Raw genomic sequence first — 20817 nt, 5'->3', positions numbered from 1 at the left:
AGCATCCGTGACCGGCCCCCGCGCCCGCGACCTCATCACGAGGTCGCGCGAGGAGGCACTCGCCGACCGCCCGGCCTACACGACGCTGCTCAGGCTTCTGACGCTGGGCGGCCGGGTGCCGTACCCCGACGCCGTGGACAGCCTCACCGTCAAGGAGCGCTCCGTGCTCCAGCAGACCATCGGGGACGAGGAACTGCGCCTGCTCCCGGCGGACCCGCACGGACCGGACGGCTCCGACAGCCGGGACCTGCTCGTCGCGTACTCCCCGCAGGGCAAACTCTCGCTGCTCGAAGCGTCCGAGGGCCGGCCGGCCGGCGTCGGCGACGTCCTCGCGCTGCTACGGGTGAGCCGGTCCGTACTGGAGCGCGCCGAGGAGGAGCACGCCGCGTGGCAGGTCGCGGAGGACCGGGAACAGGCCCGGCTCGACCGGATCCTGCGCGGCTGGGAGGCGGCCGGCTCCCTGCCCGCCCGCGTCCGCGAGGCAGCGGACTGGGCCGACCATGTCGAGACGGTCCTGATCTACTGCGGGCGACAGGTCTTCTCCCGGTCCGACGCCGGCACCAGCACCCTCCTCCGTGAACGCCCGCTGCGGGAACTGGCCGCCGAACCGCCGGCGGCGTGGAGCCCGGCCGAACGGCTCCTCGTCATGGCCGTGCACGTCCTGTTCGCCACCGGCCGGTCGATCCGGTTCGAGGAGTTCAACGGCCGCCAGCTCAGCGCGACCGCACTGCGGACGTGGCTGGTGTCCACCTGGCACAGGTACGCGCACGCCCTGGGGCGGCACATCCCCGCGGACCTGCCCACCCGACCGTTCCTTCCGCTGGCCGCCGAGGTCGCCGAACTCGCCCGTGCGGTCGACCGGTCGGACTGGATCCGATTCCGGCGCATCACCGGCACGACCTTCGGCAAACGCGAGGTGCTCGCCATGCTCCCGCGGCGGGAGCGCAGCCATTGCCCGGCGCCCGACGCGCTCGCCGCACTGGCCGAGCGGTCACTCGGCCACCGATACGCGCGGGAGCTGCCCGGTGAGGAGCTGGTCGCCCGGATGGTGCGGGAGGCCGTCACCGGTACCGCGGCGGAACAGGTCCCGCTGCTGGAGCGGATCCTGGCCACCATCGTGGAGAGCGCCGTGCGGGACCTGGACGCCGACTACGCGATGTCCAGCGCCGTGCGGGACCTGCGGCGGCTGGGCAGGTCGGGCCCCGTCCGCGCCGCCTCGCCCCTCACCTTGCGCAAGCCGGACTTCTTCTGCTGCGTCCTGCCCCACCCCGGCCGGCTGGGCGGACTGCGCGACGCGGAGATCCGCCGGATCCTGTGGCTGGTTGCCCAGCGGATGCAGTACAACCGCTGGCATTTCGTCCCCGGCAACTTCGACCGCGCCGAGGTGCCCGCCGAGCGGCACTACTTCTTCCCGCCCGCCCTGCCCGACCTGGCCGAATCAGCCGACATGTGGCACGGCGGCCACGTCGCGGCGGGCGTCCGGTACTCCCTGCGGGCGCCCGGGGCGCAGCTCTGGCGGGGCTCGCTGGTGGCGGGCGGCAACGAATACCGCGGCGGGTACGACCTGCGGGCGGTCCGGATGAGCGGCGAACCGTTCGTCCGCGCCGACCTGTGGCTGGCGACCCGTTACAGCGGCCTGATCGACGCCTTCTGGCGGGCGATGGCCGCCCGCGTCCCGCAGGACCCGGCAGAACCGTATCCGGTGATCACCGCGTTCGACCGTCAGTGGTACGAGAACGACGAGTGGAAGGCCTTCACGGGTCGGACCGCTGCTGTCGGGAGCCGCAGGTGAGCCGGCGCAGCAGGAGTGCGTTCACCGCGTCCGGCGCTTCGAGGCCGGCCATGTGCCCCACGCCCGGCAGCACGGTGCGGTGCGCCCCGGGTATGCGCGTCGCCAGAGTGCGGCTGACGCGGTGGAAGTCGGTGAGGTCCAGGGCGCCGACGACGACGTCGACCGGCGCGCGGATCTCCGCCAGCCGCGTGACGGCCCCGGTGTCCGGCGGGAGGCGGGGGTCGCGGTTGCGCCAGTGCCAACCGGAGTAGTCCGCGACCATCGCGCGCACCAGCTCCCACGCCTGCGGATGGCGCCGGACGGTCCCGAACAGCTCGTGCCGCAGCCACACCGCCTTCGCGGCGGCCGGGTCGAGGGCGGCGAGGCCCGCGTCCCAGTCGAAGCCGTACCGGTGGCCGCCGACGTCGCTGCCGATCAACGTGAGCGACCGGGCCGAACCGGGCCTGGCCAGCGCGTAGTTCAGCGCGATGCGTCCGCCCATCGACAGGCCGGCCAGGTGCGGGCGCGCGACCCCGAGATGACGGAGCAGCCGGTGGAGATCGTCGTGGTGACTGTACGGGCCTGCCGGAGCCGATGAGCGGCCGAACCCTCGGCAGTCATAGGTGATGACCCGGAAACCCGCGCTGAGCGACCGGACCTGGGGCCGCCATACCCGGCGGTCGAGCGTGAATCCGTGGATCAGCACCACCGGCGGTCCTGAGCCGACGTCCTCGTAGTGCAGGGACCCGCCGTTGTGCTCGAAGAACCCCGTACGACCACCCGCCTCACCCCGACTGGATCAGTACGATGATAGGGCCGACATGAGCTGGAGTTTCCTCGTCAGTACCGCCCTGGGTGCGCTGATCGCCGTCCTGTCCAACCTCGTGGCCGACCGCACCCGCTGGAAGCACGAGGAGCAGGGAAGGCAGCAGGAGATCAAGCGCCAGGTGTACGCCGAATACCTCTCCGCCCTTTCGCGGACGGACAACGCGCTGCGGGACACGGCCCGGCACATGGAGGCTTCGCAGGCCGACCGCGCCAGGATGGCGACGGAGACCTTCAGGAACAGCGGCTGCTACGAGCTGCGCTACCAGCTGGGAATCATCGCGCCGGACGGGGTGGTGGACGTGGCCACCGCCGCCCTGCACAAACTCCGCGACTTCCGCGACGCGATCGAATCCGGAATCGCCTGGCAGGACGAGGCGTACCGGGAACAGCGGGACCAGTGGTATTCCGTCTTTCCCGCGCTGCGCCAGTGCATGCGCCAGGACCTCACCCGGAAATGAGCGGGCGCGCCTGACCGCGGTACGGGAATGGGCAGCCGTACCCGACCCGCTCAGGCGCCGGCTTGCAGACGCAGGCCGGTCAGGGTCAGCTCCAGCGCGGAGCGGAACTGGTCGATGTCGTCGTGGCCGTCGAACTCGTCGACGATCTCGTGCACGAACGGGAATTCCCCGGGGTCCAGCTCCCGCCAGGTCCGGGCGAAGCGGCCGAGGAATTCCTCGCGGTTCACGGCGCCGTCGAGGATCTCCTGCGGCGGCTCCTGCCCCAGGTCGACGGCGGAGCCGACGACGACCCCCACGATCGCGGACACGGCGTGGAAGCGCTGGCGCGCGGTGAGATCGAGGCGGAGGGTCTGCCGGCCGAGCCTCTCGTACAGGCGCAGGGCGTTGCCCTGGACGTCGGTGTTGCGCATGAAGTAGGCGCCCAGCCAGGGCCGGTCCATGATCGCGTCGAACAGCGTCATGGCCATCGCGCGAAGGTCGTCGATCGGGTCGTCGCTGACCGGAAGTGCTTCGACGTCGGCCAGCACCCCGCCGATCACGTGGTCGGTGGCGCGGTCGAGCAGCTCGTCCTTGCTCGCGACGTACCAGTAGATGCTGGCGACGCCGCCGCCGAGGCGCTGCGCGAGCGCGCGGAAGGTCAGGGCCGGCGCCCCGGCCTCGTCGAGCAGGGCCACCGCCTCGGTGAGCACGGACTCCATCGAGTGCGAAGCCCGTCGGCGTCCCTCGCCCGGGCGGTTCTGCAGGCGTGCCATGGCTCACATCCCTACCCGTCTTGCGCAACTATCGAACGTTGTTCTATCGTACCGTATCGTACGTTGTTCGATAGCCGAACGGTGTTCGATCGGAGGACCGCCATGACTGCCACCGCTACGCCTCACAACCCGTCCCGCACCTATCCGTCCCTGCGCGCGGCGTGGATTCCGCTGGCTGCCCTCTGCCTGGCCTTCTTCGTCGAGATGGTCGACAACACCCTGCTGTCGATCGCGCTGCCCACGATCGGCCGCGACCTCGGCAGCGGGACGACCGCGCTGCAGTGGGTCACCGGGGCGTACTCGCTGACCTTCGGCGGCCTGCTGCTCACCGCCGGGTCGATGGCCGACCGGCTCGGCCGCCGCCGGGTGCTGCTGGTCGGCCTCGCCGTGTTCGGCTCGCTGAGCCTGTGTGTCGTCCTCGTCACCACGGCGGGCGAGCTCATCGCCCTGCGGGCCGCGCTCGGCGTCGCCGCCGCGGCGATGGCCCCGATCACGAACTCGCTGGTCTTCCGCCTGTTCGACGACAAGGCCCTGCGGATGCGGGCCATGACGGTGATGATCATCGTCGGCATGTCCGGCTTCGTCCTCGGGCCGCTGCTCGGCGGCACCGCGCTGGCCCATGTGCGCTGGGAGTGGCTGCTGGTCGTCAACGCCCCGATCGCGGTGATCGCGTGCATCGGCGTCCGGCTCGGCGTCCCGGCCGACCGGCCAGAGGACCTGACCAAGGACACGCTCGACCTGCCGGGCGCCGTCCTGAGCGTCAGCGCCATCGGGCTCGCCTGCTACTCGCTGACCAGCGGTGTCGAGCACGGCTGGCTCTCCGGGATCACCCTCGCGTCGATCGCGGGCGCCGTCGCCGCCGCCGTCGCGTTCGTGCGGCACGAGCGCCGCAGCGCGGCACCCATGCTGGATCTGACCCTCTTCTCCAGCGGCACCGTCCGCGGCGCCGCCATCGCCCAGATCGGGACGTCCATCGCGATGGCCAGCGTGATGTTCGGGCTGATCCTCCACTTCCAGTACGCCTACGGATGGAGCCCGGTGCGGGCCGGCCTGGCGAACCTGCCGATCATCGTGACGATGATCGCCGCGACGCCTCTGTCCGAGTGGCTCGCGCGCCGGTTCGGCCACCGCATCGCGTGCCTGGTCGGCGCGGCCTGCCTGGCCGGCTCGCTGGCAGGTCTGTCCTGGGGCGTCAGCCACGGGTACGCCGCCATCGCCGTCTGCATGGTGCTCATGACCGTGGGACTGCGCACCGTGATGACGATCTGCGCGGTCGCACTCGTCGACGCCATGCCGAGCAACCGCACCTCCATCGGTACGGCCCTCAACGACACCGCCCAGGAGGTCGGCTCCAGCGTCGGTACCGCCGTGGTCGGCACCCTGATCGCCGCGTTGGTCACCACCCAGCTGCCGGCCGGCACCTGGAGCAGCGACCTCGTCGCGTCGTTCTTCCACGGCGAACGGATCACCTACGCGGTGCTCGCCGCCGTCGTCGGACTGATCGCGGCGGGCGGCGCGCTGAGCCTGACCGACTCCCACACGGTCGAGGAAGCCCCTGGCGAGGAGCCCGGCGTCGAGGAACCCGCTGTCGCGAAGCCCGCTGTCGAGGAACCCGCCTGACGCCGGTCGTTCCGGCCCGGGTGCCGGAACACCGACGCGGGCGGCCGGACCCGGCTTTGTTCCTGACGCTTTTTCGGAGGAAAACAAAAGCTTTGCCGGGAAAAGTGTTATCGCCCGGCCGCGATCGCGTCGCGCGCTATGCGGGGGGCGCGTGGCGGGCGGCAAGTGCCGGAAGCCGAACCCGATGGCTTCGACGGTCGCAAGTCGGTGGCGCGGAGACGTCGCCGGGAGTCCGTTCCGGTCATGGGCGGCGGCCCCGACCTCGTGACGCGTCACGCCCTGCCGGCCCTCGCCCGGACCGCTTCGGTCGTGATCGAGCGGAATGCCTTCTTCGTCCCGGGTGCGGCTCTGTTAAGGGGAAATGGCATTCCGGGGGTTCTTCTTCACCGCCGCGATAGCGGGGGAGCGGCGACCGACGCCCGGGGGCTGTTACCCGTTTCGGACGCGAGGCTGCCCGGTGTGCCTTCTCGGCTGCCCGGTTGCAGGCTGAAACGATCGGTGCCGGTGTTCGGCGCGGCCGTCGTCATTCGCAGCCGGCCGGCCCCGGCCGCGCCGTGCGGGCACCGGCGGTCTCGGCGTCGTGCTCGGCCTCTCCGTCCCGTCCACCTGCGGAAACGTGCCGTGCGGCGCCGCGCACGGCGGGCCGGGTCCGCTTCGTGGCCGGGAGATTCCGGGAAGACGGATGCGCAGAGGATTAAAGGTGAATAGCCGGGGAATAGTTTTCCGCCGGAAACGGCTGTCCGTCCCTTCGTGCCGCTTGCGGCGCTGTTCCCTCATGGCCCGTTGCTCCCCGGAGTCAGCGCGGTCCGGCGATCCGCGTTACCGGTCGTGCGGCCGGTTGCGGCGGCCCGGAGCGGCAAGCGGGAAAGGAAATGGGGGCTGTTGCAACAGAGGGGAGATTCCCTATAGTCGCTGCCGTAACCAGTGACATGCACACTGCATGGGAGTCACCGCTTTGAGCACCAAGCCGGTGAAGCGTTCACCCCGCCGCGACGGGCCGCCGATGCCCGACGGGCAGGTGGAGCTCGCCGAGCCGCCGGTACTGGGTGAGCCCGCGGGCGCGGACTTCGGCTCCGCGCTGATGTATCTGCCCATGGGCCTCGGCGCCGGCGCCATGGTGCTCATGTTCAGCATCCGCAGCATGGGACCGACCACCTACATGATGTCCGGCATGATGGGCGTCGCCATGGTCAGCATGACGCTGACCCAGGTGGGCCGGAGCAGTTCGGAGCGCCGCCGCCGCATGCGGGCCGAACGCCGCGACTACCTGCGGTACTTGGCGCAGAAGCGGCGCCAGGCCAGGACCGCCGCGGCCGAGCAGCGCGCCGCCCTGCTGTGGGACAACCCCGATCCGCGTGACCTGTGGGCGTTCGCGGGGGGACCGCGGCTGTGGGAACGCCGCCCCAGCCACGAGGACTTCGGCCGGGTCCGCATCGGCATGGGCATCCGCCGCGCGGAACTGGCCTTCCTGCCGCCGCAGACCAAACCCGTCGAGGACCTCGAACCGCTCACCGCGATCTCGCTGCGCCGCTTCACCAAGGCCCACCAGACCGTCCCCGATCTGCCCATCCCGGTTGCGCTGCGCCGCTTCACCCGGGTGGAGTTCGCCGGCGACGGCGGGGAGGCGCTGGCCCTGATGCGGGCGATGGTCGCCCAGCTCGCCGTCCTGCACGCCCCCGACGAGCTGCGGGTCGCGGTGCTCGGCAACCCGGCCGCCCGCGACGAGTGGGACTGGGTCAAGTGGCTGCCGCACAACGCCCACCCCGACGAGCAGGACGACGCCGGCGCGGTACGGCTCGCCGCAGGCGACCACGACGAGCTGATGGCGCTGCTCGGCTCCGAGGTGCGCGACCGCCCCGACCACGACCCGGACGCCTCGCCGAACGTCACCGAGCCCTACCTGGTGGTCATCGCCCAGGGCGCCCACCTGCCCGAGAGCTCCCGGCTGGCGGGCGACGGCCTGCGCAACGCGCTGCTGCTGGACGCCACCGGCACGCTGCGCGGCGGCGAGAACGTCCTGCGGCTCACCGTCCGCGACGGCACCGTCAGCTTCCCGGCCGGTGACGACGCCTCCGCCGCCGCCACCGCCGACGCGCTCAGCGCCGTCGCCGCCGAGGCGCTGGCCCGCGGCCTGGCCCCGCTGCGTACCGGCGGCAGCGTCGACCTCACCGAACGCCCGCTGGAGTCGGACTTCGACCTGACGTCGTTGCTCGCCATCCGCGACCCCCGCACCTTCGACGTGGCCGCCAAGTGGCGCCCCCGGCAGGCACAGTCGGCCCGGCTGCGGGTCCCGCTCGGCGTCACCGACGAGGGCGAGGTCGTCGAGCTGGACCTCAAGGAGTCCGCGCAGGGCGGCATGGGACCGCACGGCCTGCTCATCGGCGCCACCGGCTCCGGCAAGAGCGAACTGCTGCGCACCCTGGTGATGGGGCTGGCCGCCACCCACTCCTCCGAGGTCCTCAACCTCGTCCTGGTCGACTTCAAGGGCGGCGCGACCTTCCTCAACATGGACCGGCTGCCGCACACCTCGGCGGTCATCACCAACCTCGCGGACGAGATCCACCTCGTGGACCGGATGCGGGACTCCATCAACGGCGAGATGATCCGCCGCCAGGAACTCCTGCGCGAGTCCGGCCACTCCTCGCTCTTCGACTACGAGAAGGCCCGCGCCGCCGGAGCCACCCTCGCCCCGCTTCCCTCGCTGCTCATCATCGTCGACGAGTTCTCCGAACTGCTTGCCAGCAAGCCGGAGTTCGTGGACCTGTTCGTCTCCGTCGGGCGGCTCGGGCGCAGCCTGGGCGTGCACCTGCTGCTCGCCTCGCAGCGCCTGGACGAGAGCCGTATCCACAAGGTCGAGGGCCACCTGTCCTACCGGCTGGCCCTGCGCACCTTCTCCTCGATGGAGTCCCGCAGCGTCATCGGCGTCTCGCACGCGTACGAGCTGCCGCCGACCCCCGGCAACGGCTACCTGAAGGTCGACACCACCAACCTCGTCCGCTTCAAGGCCGCCTACGTCTCCGGCGCGGCCCCCGAACCGGCCGCCGAGAGCGAACCCGCCGAGCGGCAGCGCGCCGCCCAGGAGGTCACCGTCTTCGGGCTCGACCGCAGCGGCGAGCTGCTCTCCGAGCGCGTCCAGGAGCCCGCGGCGCCCGCCGAGGCGGCCAGGACCGCGGCGCAGGCGCCAGGGCCGGTCGCCGCGACCGGCCCCGACGGCGAACCGCTGAGCGAGGAGAGCCTGTTGGAGGTGCTGGTCGCCCGCTTGGAGGACGCAGGGCCGCCGGCCCGCCAGGTGTGGCTGCCGCCGCTGGACTCCTCCGTCAGCCTCGACCAGGTGCTGCCCGCCATCGTGCCGGACCCCGACCGCGGCATGAGCGCGGCGGACTACCCCAGGCTGGGCTCGCTGCGCTTCCCGCTGGGCATGGTGGACAAGCCCTACGAGCAGTCCCGCGACCTGCTGACCGCGGACCTGTCGAGCGCCGACGGGCACATCGGCCTGGTCGGCGCGCCGAGAACCGGCAAGTCCACGATGCTGCGCACCCTGATGCTGTCCCTGGCGCTGACCCACACCCCGCAGGAGATCCAGTTCTACTGCCTGGACTTCGGCGGCGGCGGCCTGGTGTCCACCTCCGGGCTCCCGCACGTCGGCTCGGTCGCCACCCGGCTCGACCGGGACCGGGTGCAGCGCACCGTCGCCGAACTGACACAGCTGCTGGAGCGCCGCGAGGCCGAGTTCGGCGCGCGCGGCCTGGAGTCCATGGCCGGCTACCGGGCGCAGCGCGCCTCCGGCGAACTGGACGACCCGTACGGCGACGTCTTCCTCGTGGTGGACGGCTGGGGCACGCTGCGGCAGGACTACGAGGACATCGAGCCGCGCGTCATCGACCTGGCCGCCCGCGGACTGTCCTTCGGCATCCACGTCATCGGTTCCGCGGTGCGCTGGTCGGAGTACCGGCCGCGGCTGCGGGACCTGCTGGGCACCAAGTTCGAACTCCGGCTCGGCGACACGCTGGAGTCCGAGGTCGGCGCGCGGGCGGCGGCGGCCGTACCGCACCAGCCAGGGCGCGGCCTGACCTCCACCGGCCACCACTTCCTGGCCGCCCTGCCCCGGCTGGACAGCTCCCCGCACACCGAGGACCTCACCGCGGCGACCAAGGAGGCCGTCGCGGAGATCGGCACCTTCTGGACCGGCCGCCCCGCCCCCGGCGTCCGGCTGCTGCCCAGCCGGCTGTCGACCGCCCAGCTCCCGGCGGCCGAGGGCGACCTGAGGGTCTGCCTGGGCTGGGACGAGCAGCGGCTGGAACCCGCCTGGCACGACTTCTCCGTCAACCCGCACCTGATGGTCTTCGGCGACAACGAGACCGGCAAGACCAACATGCTGCGGCTGATGGTCGACGCCATCACCTCCCGCTACACCCCCGAGGAAGCCCGCATCATGGTCGCCGACCCCGGCCGCGGCCTGCTCACCGCGGTCCCCGAGGCCTACCGGGTCGGCTACGTCGTGGACAGCGACGCGCTCGGCCAACTCGCCGCCAGCGCCGCGGTGTCGGTCGGCAAGCGAGTGCCGGGCGCCGACATCTCGCCGGAGAACCTGGCCCGCCGCGACTGGTGGAGCGGCCCGCTGCTCTTCGTCCTCATCGACGACTACGACCTGTTCTCCGGCGCGCCGGGCTCCCCGTCCCCGATGGCGCCGCTGGTGCCGCTGCTGGCCCAGGCCCCGCACATCGGACTCCACCTGGTCCTGTCCCGCAGCACCTCGGGGGCGATGCGGGCGATGATGGACCCGGTCCTGCGCCGCCTGTGGGAGCTGGGCAACCCGGCCCTGCTCTTCTCCTACCCGAAGGAGGAGGGCAAGTTCATCGGCGAGGCGAAACCGCGCACCCTGCCGCCCGGCCGCGCCCAGCTCGTCACCCGCCGCTCGGTCAGGCTCATGCAGACCGGTCTGGTGGCCGCCGAATGAGCCGCACCGATTCCGCGTCCGTCGCCGGTACGCCCGTCGCCCGTTCCGCGACCTCCGCCCGTACGGCTCCCGCCCGTACGACCGCCGGTTCCGCGACCGCTGCCCGTACGACCTCCGCCCGTACGGCTCCCGCCCGTACGACCGCCGGTTCCGCGACCGCTGCCCGTACGACCGCTGCCCGTACGGCTCCCGCCCGTACGACCGCCGGTTCCGCGACCGCTGCCCGTACGACCGTCCGTAGCGCCGCCCGTAACGCCGCCGTCGTCGTCCGCGGTGCCGCGGACAGCGGCGTCCCCCACCGCACAGGAGCGTCCCGATGACCACTGCCTCCGTGGTTCCCGGAGCCGGGACCGGCACCGAGGTGTGCCGGGTGACCGTCGTCGGTCCCGGCGGCCGGGCCGATCTCTCGATCCCGGTCACGGTGCCGCTGTCGGCGCTGCTGCCCGTCCTCGTCGAGCACGTGGTCCCCGACGTGCGCGAGCGCGGCACCCCCTGGGCGCTGCAACGCCTCGGCGAGGCCCCGCTCGACCCGGACGGCACGCCCGCCGGGCTCGGCCTGCACCACGGCGACGTGCTCCACCTCCGGCCGGTCGACGACCCGCTGCCCACCCTGCACTTCGACGACGTCGCCGACGGTGTCGCCCACGTGGTCGGCTCGCTGCCCGGCCGCTGGCGGCCGGAGCTGACCCGCGCGCTGGCCCTGGCCATGGCCGCCGTCGCTGTCGCCGCCCTCGCGCTGGCCCTGGTCAGCGGCGGCCCCGGCGGCTTCGCCGGCTACGGCTCGGGCATCGCCGCGGTGCTGTTCACCGCGGCCTGCGCCGCCGGCAGGCGGCTGGGCGCCGACCGGGGCGCGGTGCTGACCGGCGGCATCGCGGCGATGGCGATGGCCGGACTGGCCGGACTCGCCTTCCGCGAAGGCCCCGACGGCGGCTTCGACCCCGGGGTGCCGGGTCTGCTGGTCGCCGCCGGCTGCGTGGCGGTCGTCGCCGCCGCGCTGCTCGCGCTGCGGGCCATGCCGTTCCTGCTGCCCGGCACCGCGATCGTCGTCGCGGCGGCGGCAGCGGCCGCCATCGGACTGCGCTCCGCCTTCGACTGGCGGCCCGGCCAGGCCGTCGCGGTGGTCGGCGTCGCGCTGTTCGTCCTCGGCCACTTCGCCCCCCGGCTGGCACTGCGCGCCTCCCGGCTGCGGGTGCCCCAACTGCCGCACAACGCGGCCGAGTTGCAGGAGGACGTCGACCCCGAGCCGCAGGAGCGGGTGGAGCGCCGGGTGCGGGCCGCCACCTCCTACCTGGACTCGCTCAGCCTCGGCTTCTCCCTGTCCTTCGGCGTCGTCTTCTGGTTCATGGTCCGCGAGCACGGCTGGATCGGCTGGGCGCTGCCCCTGGTGCTCGGCGCCGCGGTGCTGCTGCGCTCCCGCGGCCTGACCGGCACCCTCCAGCGGGTGCCCACCGTCATCGCGGCCGGCGGCGGCCTCGGACTGCTGCTCCTGGAGCAGTGGACCACGGGCGGCCCCGGCCAGCGCGGCACCGCCGCCGCGCTCCTGCTGCTCACCGCCGTCGCCTTGCTGGCCGCCGCCTGGCGGCTGCCCTCCAGCCGCCTGCTGCCCATGTGGGGCCACAGCGGCGACATCGCCGAGATGCTCGTGGCGATCGCGCTGCTGCCGCTGCTGCTCCAACTCCTGCACGTCTACTCGCACTTGCGCGAACTGACCAGCTGAAGGACCGGAACCGAGAGGAGGACCGCACATGCAGACCCGACGGGACCACGTCCAGGCCTACCAGTTCGCCGTCGGCCGGCTGGCCACCGCACTCGTCAGCGGCGACCCCGGCCGCGGCGAGAGCCCCACCCGCCGCGCGTCGCTCGGCACCTTCTTCGGCGTGGGCGTCGTCATCCTGCTGTGCGTGGGCTTCGGCGTCTACGGCCTGGTCGCGCCGGCCGCCGACCACTCCTGGCGCGCCTCGGGCGCGTACATCGTGGAGAAGGAGACCGGCAACCGCTACCTGTACGTCGACGGTGTGCTGCGCCCGGTCCGCAACTACGCCTCGGTGCGGCTGTTCGCCCCGAGCCCCGCCGCGCACGACGTCTCCCGCAAGGACCTCGAGGGCATCGCGCACGGCCCGGCCGTCGGCATCCCCGGCGCGCCCGACGAGGTCCCGACCCCCGCCGGGATCCTCGGCAACTCCTGGACCCGCTGCCTGCGGCCGCAGTTCGCCGACGGCCAGAGCGTCGACTTCAGCCCCGCCGGCCGGACGACCGCCGTGCCCGAGGACCGCCAGGCGCTGCTCGCCGCCGCGGACGGCACCCGCTACCTGCTCTGGAAGGGCGCCAAATACCGCGTCCCCGACCAGTCGACGCTGGTCGCCCTCGGCCTCGACACCGACCGGCAGACCACCGCCCCCGCCGACTGGCTCGCCGCGGTGCCCGACGGCGTCGCGCTGAAGGCGATCCGCCCCGCCGGGCAGGGCGGGCCGGCCGGCACGGTCGCCGGACACCCCGTCACCGTGGGCCAGTTGTTCAGCACGGACACCGCGGCCGGTGAGCGCCACTACTACGTGATGACCCAGCACGGTGTGGCCCGTACCAACGCCACCGAATACGCGCTGCTCTCCGCCGAGCCGCACGCCCCCGCGCCCATGAGCGTGCCCTCCTCCGCGCTGGCCGCCGTACGGCTCGCCGACGACCCCGGCATGGCCGGCACGCTGCCCGACGTGGCGGGCGCTCCCGCGGTCTCCACCGACGGGCAGGCGGTGTGCCTGGCCCAGCGCGTCGACGGCAGCGCCCTGGACACGCGGGTCGTCCTCGAACGGGGCGAGGCCGCCACCGGCAGCCGCGCCGTCCTCGTCCCGCCCGGCCACGGCCTCGTGGTCAGCAGCCGCGAGGAGGCGCTGCGCAAGGCCACCCACCCCAGGACGTACCTCGTCACCGACGACGGCACCGCCTATCCGCTGGCCGGCGACGACGTCACCGCCGCCCTCGGACTGTCGGGACTGGTGTCCCTGCTGTCCGACGACGTGATCAGCCTGCTGCCGACCGGCCCCGTCCTGGCGATGCCCGGCTCGACGGGCGGAGGGGGCGCCGGTGTTTAAGGGCATCCGTTCGCTGCTGCCGCCCGGCCGGCCGCTCCAGTGCCGCGCCGCCGGCGACGCCCTGCTGATCCAGCCCAAGGGCAGGACCGACCAGGCCGCGTGGCGGTTCGCCAGAGCCCTGGCCCGCGACGAGCAGCACACCGTCGTCGTCGTGGACGTGCCCGGCGTCGCCCCCGACACCGCGGCCGACGCGCTGGCCCACGCCCTGGCCGACACCGAGGGCAGCCTGCGCCTGGTCTTCGGCGGCGGCACCTCCGCCGAGATCCGCGCGGCGGGGCAGCGGATCGCCGAAGCGCTGGGCACGGTCGTGGTGGTCCCCGACGGCGAGGTGCTGCCCACCGCGGGCGGCGGCCTCTACATCCCCGGCGGCCACGGCTCAGGCTGGCTCCGGCTGCGGCCCGGCCGCCCCTCCGAGCACGACTCCATGGGCTTCCCCAAGCCCCGCTGGCAGTTCTCGATGATGGACCGGCCCTGGGCGGCCAGCCCTTACGCCGTGGTCGAGCCACTGCCCTGCGGTGTGTGGGTGCGCGGCGCGCTGCCGGAGTCGGCGGACGACAACCGCCGCTGGCTCTTCGGCAGCCTCGCCGCCGATCCCGACGTCATGACCGTCGTCCTGGGCTGCCCGGGCGGGCCGGCCGTGCCGCTGGCGGACGTCGTACGGTTCTGGGAGACGGTGATGCCGTCGGCACGCTCGCGCATACGCTTCGTGCACTTCGGCCCCGTGGCGCTGCCCCAGGAGGGCGAGGCGCTCGGCCAGCAGCTCGCCGACGCGCTGGAGCACCAGGTCGTCCTCTACACCGGGATGTCCATGTCCGAGGACGGCCGCGCCGAGGGCGACGGCGTCACGGCCGTCCCGTCCGGCGTCCTCCCGTCCGGCGCCGCCCCGGACGGGGCCGACCGCACCGCCTCCCGCGCGGGCTTCGTGCGGGAACTCCTCTACAGCCCGCGCGGCACGGAAGACGCTCCGCCGCCCGCCCTGGTCGGTGTGCGCGAGCCGCTGCCCGGCTTCCGGCCGGTCGCCCCGGGCGTCTACGAATACGCCTTCGACGCCGTGCTGGAGGTCGTCCAGAGCGGGCTGTGGATGCGCCCGCAGACCGAACCCGCCGACGGTGACGACGTCCGCCGCATCCCGGCCGCCCCCGGCGAACGGCTCTTCCTCTACCACCGCGGCTCCCCGGACGTGGCCGCGCGCATGCAGGCGCTCGCCGAGGACGCGCTGTGGCGGCTCGGTGCCGACGCCCGCGGCGAGTTCGCCCTGCGGCCCGCCGACGATCCGGCCGTCGACACGGGCGTCTGGTACGCCGAGCCGGTCGCCGTCCCCGACCCGCACGAAGCGGTGACGGCGGCGATCCCGCCGATGACCCGGCCCGCGGGCACCGCGCCCTGGGCGCCCGCCCCCGCCCCCGCCGCCGAGGACGTTCCGGCGCCGGAGAGCGCGGCCCCGGCCGCCCCGGCGCGGCCCGCGCCCGCCGCCGCGGCCACCCCCTTCCAGGCAGAGGTATGGGCGTCCGCCGCCGACGACCTGTCCGCTCCCGCCCCCCGCGCCGCCGCCGAGCCGCCGCCGAGCCTGCGCCCGCTGAGCGGACTGACCGCGGGACCCGCACCGGCCCTGCCCGACGGCTGGGCCCCTTCGTCCCCCACCGAATCCGTCATGCCCCAGGCCCCCGCGGCTGTCGGCGGGCCGTTTGTGGCGGCGGGTCCTGCGGCGGGTGCGGTGGGCGTTGCGGAATCCGGGCCGGTGGAGGGCTCGGCGGTTGCTGTGTCGGGGGCTGTTTCGGGGGCTCCGGGTTCTCCGGATGCGGAGGGCTCCGCGGCTGTCGGCGGGCCGTTTGTGGCGGCGGGTCCCGCGGCCGGTGCCGCCTGGTCTTCGCCCTCGTCCCCGCCCCACCGGCCCGCGCCCCCCGCCGCCACCGGTCCGGAGGGAGCGGGGCTGTCGCGCAACAGCGGTACGCCGTCCGGCGGTTCGGACGCCTCGGTGTCACCTCGGTCGGCGGATGACGCGGGGGCCGCGTCCGAGGGCACGGAGGACGCCGGTTCTGCGGCGCCGGATGCCCCGGCGTCCGGCGCGGCTGGTGCCGGTTCGGGTTGGCTGCGATCTGCGGTCCGCGCGGTGGGCGACCTCACGTTCGCGGGGTCGCCGCGTGCGGCCGGTACGGACGCGGCTCCGGAGGAACCCGTCGCGGCTGGACCGACTGCACGTGCGGGCGCGGCCCCGGGTGCGGACGGCGACGCGGAGCCGACGGCAGCCGAGGCCGCTCCCGGCGCACCATCCACGGATTCCGGCCCGGCCCCGGTCGGCCGCCCGGCGTTGCGTCCGCTCCCGCTCGCCCACCCGACGGCGATCTTCCCGCCGTCGAACAGCGCCCCGTCGTCCGTCGCGCCGACCGGGCCGACTGCCACGTTGCCGACCGCAGCCGGCCCGGTCTCTTCCCCCGAGCCGCCGACGACACAGCCTCCGGCCCCCCTGCCGCCCGAGCCGAGCGCGTCGCCCGCGCCTGCGTCCGTGCGGCTGTCCGTGGCCCCGGCCCCCGTAACGCCTGCGTCCGCGCCCCTGCCGCCCGCGCCGAGCGCCGCGCCTGCGCCTGCGTCCGTGCCGCTGTCCGTGGTCCCGATTGCCGCGACGCCGCGCGCGACCGTACCATCCGCGTCCGTACCGTCGCCCGCGCCCCCGGCTGCCGTCACGCCGCCTGCGCCTGTACCGCCTGCGTCCGCCCTGTTGTCCGCGACCCCGGCCGCTGCGACCCCGCCTGCGTCCGTACCGCGACGCGTGACTCCGGCCGCCGCAATGCCGCCTGTGCCGGCACCGCCCGCCGCTGCAACTCCGCCTGCGTCCGTACCGCCTGCGTCCGTGCCGCTGCCCGCGCCCCCGGCTGCCGCAGTGCCGCCCGCGCCCGTGCCGCTGCCCGCGCCCCCGGCCGCCGCAGCGCCGCCCGCGTCCGTACCGCCGGCTGCCGCGCCGCGGCCGGTCGGGTTGCGGCTGGAGTCCGCGGGGTCGTACAACCCGCCCCCGGCGCCCGCCGGACCGCAGGCCCAGGCCGAACCCCCGGCCGCCGCCGGGCTCTCGGCCCCGGGCGGGCCAGCCGCGCAAGCGCAGGCGCCGGCGCAGGAGGCCGGCGTGCGCGTGCAGCCCGTGCCGAAGGGCGCTGCCTGCGCCGTGCCGCCGGAGCGGGGGATCGAGCGGGAGCGGGACTGGGTGCGCAAGACGTTCCGGGCGCAGTACGACGTGGCCGCGGGAACGGTGTCGCGGGTGATGTCGGAGGTGCCGGGGCTGCGCGGCGCGAGCCGGGAGAAGGCGTCGGACGCGCTGATCGACCTGGTCGCCGTACGCCTGTACCTGACCGGGAACAGCGCGGGCGTGGACGAGTCCGTACGGGCCGCGCGGGTGGGACCGCATGTGCCGCTGGCGCGCTGCGTGGCCTCGGGACTGCGGCGGCTGCCGTCCTACCGCGGCCCCGCCGTGCTGGGCGCGGAGCTGACCGACGCGGAACGGGCCTGGTACCGGGACGGGCGGCTGCTGACGGAGTGGTCGTTCTGCCCCGCGTCCGTGCTGCCGTCCGCCGACCCCCCGCCGGAGCCGCGGTTCGTGATCTGGTCGATGACCGCGCGGCGCACCGGGCTGCTCGACGCGGCGGCCCCGGACCGGGTGATGTTCCTGCCCGGCACGACGTTCAAGGTGCTGCGCCCGTCCGGCGCCCCGGGCGACCCGGTCCTGATCCGGGAGATGGCGGCGACCGAGATCACCGCGGACGGACGGGTGAGGCCCGGGCGTGCCGCGCTGGACGACCTCGCCCTGGAGAGCCTGGAGCGGGCCGTCGCCGCACTGCTCGCGGTACCCCGTCCGGCCGCAGCGGAGGCGGGCAGGACCAGCAGGCCGCAGACCCCGCCCGGCCTGCTGGCCGCCGCGCCCCGGCCGCTCGCCGGTACCCGTACGAACGCACCCGCCCAGGGTGCGGCCCACGAGGGAGCGACGCTGTGAACCGGCAAGTGCTTGTGGTCTCCCTCGACCGGCCCGGCGCGTACCGCTCGCTGACCGAGGCGCTCGCCGACGCCGCCGAGGGCGCGCTGATCACCGTGGGGCCGGGCCGCTACGAGGAGGCCCTGCACCTGGTGCGCACGGTCACCCTGGCCGCCGAGGGCGACGGCGGCACGGCGCACGTGCACGCCCCCGCGGGCAGCACCGTCGTGGTGGACGCGGAGGCCGTGCAGATGTCCGGGCTGCTGCTCAGCGGCGCAGACCCGGAGGCGCCGGTGCTCGACGTGCGCCGCGGCCAGGCCGCGCTGGACGGCTGCCGGGTGGCGGGCGAGGCGTGGACGGCGGTGCTGGCGTGGAACACCGGCACGGTGGCGCTGCGCGACTGCCAGGTCACCAACCCCCGGGGCGCGGGCGTCGTGGTGACCTCCGGCGGCGGCAACGTCGTGGAGCGTACGACCGTCCGCGAGGCCGGCTCCTCGGCCGTGGTCGTCGCGGAACAGGGCCGGCTGACCCTGCGGTCGTCCGTCCTGGACCGCGCCGCGGGCAACGGCCTGTGCGTCAACGGCCGCGGCGCGGTGGTCGTCGAGGCCACCCGGATCACCGGCAGCGGCAAGCCCGCGCTGGCCGTCGAGCAGGACGGCCGGGCCGAGTTGAGCCGGGTGGAGGTCTCGGGCAGCGCGGGCCTGGACGCGTACCTCGCCAGCACCGCCGCCGTCACCCTTGCGGAGTGCGTGTTCACTGGCTCCCGCGGCGAGTCGGTGTACGTCAAGGAGTGCGCGCCGGTCCTGCGCGACTGCGTGATCAGCGGGGCGGCGCAGGTCGGGCTGCACGCGGCGGCGGGCGCCCGGCCGGCCCTGGAGCGCTGCCGGATCGCGGACACCCCGGTGGGCGTACTGACCGAGGACGGCGCCGAGGTCGCCGCGGCCGACCTGACCGTGCGGAACGCCGCGACGGCCGCGGTACGGCTGGGCGGCGGTGCGGCCCGGCTCGCCCGGCTGTCGGTCTCCGACGGCGGCAACGCCGTGGCGGCCTCCGGCGGCGCGCGGTTGGACGTCGACGGGGCCGAGGTCGCCGTCACCGGGGCTGTCGGCATCGAGCTGGGGGAGCGGGTCACGGCCCGGCTGTCCGAGGTGCGGCTGCGTACCGGCGGCGGCTCCGGTCTCACCCTGGCGGACTCCGCCCGCGCCGAACTGGACGCCTCCACCGTCGAGGGCGGCGCGGTCGTCGTCGGCGCGGACAGCGAACTGACCGCCCGGGACTGCGAGTTCACCGGCTCCGGGAGCGACGGCGTGCGGGTCGCCGGCGGTACGCTCACCGCGGTCGGCTGCCGGGTGCACGGCGCCCGCGGCCACGGCGTGCACATCGCCGCCGCCTCCCGCGCGGAGCTGACCAACTGCACCGTCTTCGACAACGCGGGTGAAGGCGTACGGTCCGAGACCGGCGAACCGGTCGGCGTCCACGACTGCGAGGTGCGCGACAACGGCGGTGCGGCCGACCGCCGTCCCACCGCCGGGCGGCCCGGCGGCAGCGGCCCGGGCGCGGGCGGCGAGGCGCTGGCGGCCACGTCGGCCGGCGGCCGCGGCGGTACGGGACCCGGTCCCGCCGCGGCGGCGGCCGGGGGCACCGGCGTCGGCCCGCTGGCCGAACTCCAGTCGCTGGTGGGCCTGGAGAGCGTCAAGGCCGAGGTCACCGGCCTGATCGACCTCAACAAGATGACCAAGCGGCGGATGGAGATGGGCCTGCCCATGCCGCCGATGAGCCGCCACCTGGTCTTCGCAGGCCCGCCCGGCACCGGCAAGACGACGGTGGCCCGCCTCTACGGCGCGGTGCTGGCCGAACTGGGCATCCTGCGCGAGGGCCACATCGTGGAGGTGGCCAGGGCCGACCTGGTCGCGCAGATCATCGGCGGCACCGCCATCAAGACCACCGAGGTCTTCACCAAGGCCCTCGGCGGCGTCCTCTTCATCGACGAGGCGTACACCCTGACCAACCAGTCCCGCGGCTCGGGACCGGACTTCGGGCAGGAAGCCGTCGAGACGCTGATGAAGCTGATGGAGGACCACCGCGACGAGATCGTGGTCATCGTCGCCGGCTACTCGGCCCAGATGGACCAGTTCCTGGCGTCCAACCCCGGTATGGCCTCCCGCTTCGCGCGGACCATCGAATTCCCCAACTACGAGCCGGACGAGCTCGTCACCATCGTGCGCGGACTGTGCGGCAAGCACTACTACGAGCTGGACGACGGCGCGCTGGCGGCGCTGAATCGTTACTTCGTGGATGTGCCCAAGGGCGACACCTTCGGCAACGGCCGGGTGGCCCGGAAGATCTTCGAGGAGATGATCGGCCGCCAGGCCACCCGGCTGTCCGCCCAACCCCACCAGGACGACAGCGCGTTGAGCGTGCTGACCGGTGAGGACGTGACCGAGCTGCCCGGCGCCCCGGCCACCGGCGGCGGCGAACCCGACCTGCCCGACCTGCCGGGGCTGCGCCGGCTGGCCGCCCTCACCGGCCTGGACTCCGCCCGTTCCGCGCTCCGCACGCGGCTGCGCGCCCTGGCGGGCGCCCAGGAGCGGCCGGGCGCGCGGCCGGAACCGCTGTCGGCCCGCGCCAACGTCGTACTCGAAGGGCCGCCCGGCAGCGGGCGCCGCGCCCTCGCCGCGCTCTACGGGCGCTGCCTGGCCGAGCTGGGGCTGCTGCCCACCGGCGCCACCCGGCACATCCGGCTCTCCTCGCTGCCCGCCCGGTGGGCCGAACAGCCGCTGCTGCGGCTGGCGTCGGCGCTGGAGGAGAACGCCGGCGGCCTGCTCGTCCTGGAGTGGACCGAGGCCTTCGAGCAGCGCAGCCCGCAGTCCCGCGAGGCCGTGCTCAACGCGCTGGCCCGGATCGTCACGGTGCCCGGCGACACCGTGCTCGCGCTCATCGGCACCCCCGAGCACCTGATGGGCCTGATGCGCGAACGCACCGACGTGGCACAGGGGTTCGCCGAATACGCGCGCCTGGAGCCGTACACGCCGGAGCAGACCGTGGAATTGGTGCGGCGCCGACTGCGCGGCTACGGCTTCCAGTTGGACGAGGAGGCGGCCCAGGTGCTGGCCGAGGCCTTCGGCCGGTCGCCCGAGCCGGCCGGCGCCCACCGCGCGCACCGGCTCGCCGAGAGCCTGGCCGCCGGCGCGCGGTCCAGGACGGTCACCCCGGCCGACCTGCCGCACCAGGCCCCCGAGCAGTCGGCGGTGCTCTCCCCCGACGAGAGCCTCCCGGCTCCCGCCGTACCCCCGGAACCCCCGTACCAGCGGCCCGAACCGCTGGCCCGGCTGTGAGCTTCCGGCCCGCCGCGACAGCGACCAGCACCGCGGCGGACCGGGATGGAAGAGC

Annotated in this window: 11 protein-coding genes; 9 read left to right on the top strand and 2 right to left on the bottom strand. The window is 74.5% G+C overall.

Translation table 11 applies throughout. The annotated features are described in order from the left end of the window. The first annotated feature begins 7 nt into the window (after nt 1–7). Nucleotides 8–1792 (top strand): hypothetical protein, encoded by a 1785-nt coding sequence (locus OHA86_RS05535; RefSeq protein ID WP_329172995.1) that lies wholly within the window; start codon nt 8–10, stop codon nt 1790–1792. Here the strand turns inward: OHA86_RS05535 and OHA86_RS05530 are convergent. After that, on the bottom strand, nt 1755–2480 hold the full coding sequence (locus OHA86_RS05530; protein ID WP_329172993.1) for an alpha/beta fold hydrolase: 726 nt from the start codon (nt 2478–2480) through the stop codon (nt 1755–1757). The two genes, OHA86_RS05535 and OHA86_RS05530, sit on opposite strands and share 38 nt — an antisense overlap. A gap of 112 nt (nt 2481–2592) precedes the next feature. Here OHA86_RS05530 and OHA86_RS05525 point away from each other — a divergent pair, with 112 nt between their 5' ends. After that, on the top strand, nt 2593–3057 hold the full coding sequence (locus OHA86_RS05525; protein WP_329172992.1) for a hypothetical protein: 465 nt from the start codon (nt 2593–2595) through the stop codon (nt 3055–3057). A gap of 50 nt (nt 3058–3107) precedes the next feature. Here OHA86_RS05525 and OHA86_RS05520 read toward each other — a convergent pair whose 3' ends face one another. Then, a complete protein-coding gene (locus OHA86_RS05520) occupies nt 3108–3755 on the bottom strand; it encodes a TetR/AcrR family transcriptional regulator (protein WP_329182234.1) in 648 nt (215 codons plus the stop codon). Between the two features lie 156 nt (nt 3756–3911). On the opposite strand from OHA86_RS05520, the gene OHA86_RS05515 reads away from it, so the two are divergent. From OHA86_RS05515 to OHA86_RS05485, 7 genes are all read left to right on the top strand, one after another. Beyond that, the gene (locus tag OHA86_RS05515; protein ID WP_329172990.1) at nt 3912–5429 is read left to right on the top strand and encodes an MFS transporter; all 1518 of its coding nucleotides are present in this window, start codon (nt 3912–3914) and stop codon (nt 5427–5429) included. 940 nt (nt 5430–6369) lie between these two features. After that, nucleotides 6370–10386: a type VII secretion protein EccCa gene (gene eccCa, locus OHA86_RS05510; protein WP_329172988.1), complete on the top strand. Its 4017-nt coding sequence runs from the start codon at nt 6370–6372 to the stop codon at nt 10384–10386. Further along, nucleotides 10383–10706, top strand: coding sequence for a hypothetical protein (locus OHA86_RS05505; protein ID WP_329172986.1), 324 nt, complete (start codon nt 10383–10385; stop codon nt 10704–10706). The genes eccCa and OHA86_RS05505 overlap by 4 nt, the downstream gene beginning before the upstream one ends. Then, a complete protein-coding gene (gene eccD, locus OHA86_RS05500) occupies nt 10703–12103 on the top strand; it encodes a type VII secretion integral membrane protein EccD (RefSeq protein ID WP_329172984.1) in 1401 nt (466 codons plus the stop codon). Before OHA86_RS05505 ends, eccD begins: the two co-directional genes overlap by 4 nt. 28 nt (nt 12104–12131) lie before the next feature. Next, nucleotides 12132–13472: a type VII secretion protein EccB gene (eccB, locus tag OHA86_RS05495; RefSeq protein ID WP_329172982.1), complete on the top strand. Its 1341-nt coding sequence runs from the start codon at nt 12132–12134 to the stop codon at nt 13470–13472. Further along, a complete protein-coding gene (locus OHA86_RS05490; protein WP_329172980.1) occupies nt 13465–17448 on the top strand; it encodes a hypothetical protein in 3984 nt (1327 codons plus the stop codon). Before eccB ends, OHA86_RS05490 begins: the two co-directional genes overlap by 8 nt. Continuing rightward, a complete protein-coding gene (locus OHA86_RS05485) occupies nt 17445–20762 on the top strand; it encodes a right-handed parallel beta-helix repeat-containing protein (protein ID WP_329172978.1) in 3318 nt (1105 codons plus the stop codon). Before OHA86_RS05490 ends, OHA86_RS05485 begins: the two co-directional genes overlap by 4 nt. Nucleotides 20763–20817 lie beyond the last annotated feature (55 nt).

It is taken from the genome of Streptomyces sp. NBC_01477 (assembly GCF_036227245.1).
Taxonomy (GTDB): domain Bacteria; phylum Actinomycetota; class Actinomycetes; order Streptomycetales; family Streptomycetaceae; genus Actinacidiphila.
This window is presented reverse-complemented; position numbering and strand designations above follow the sequence as displayed.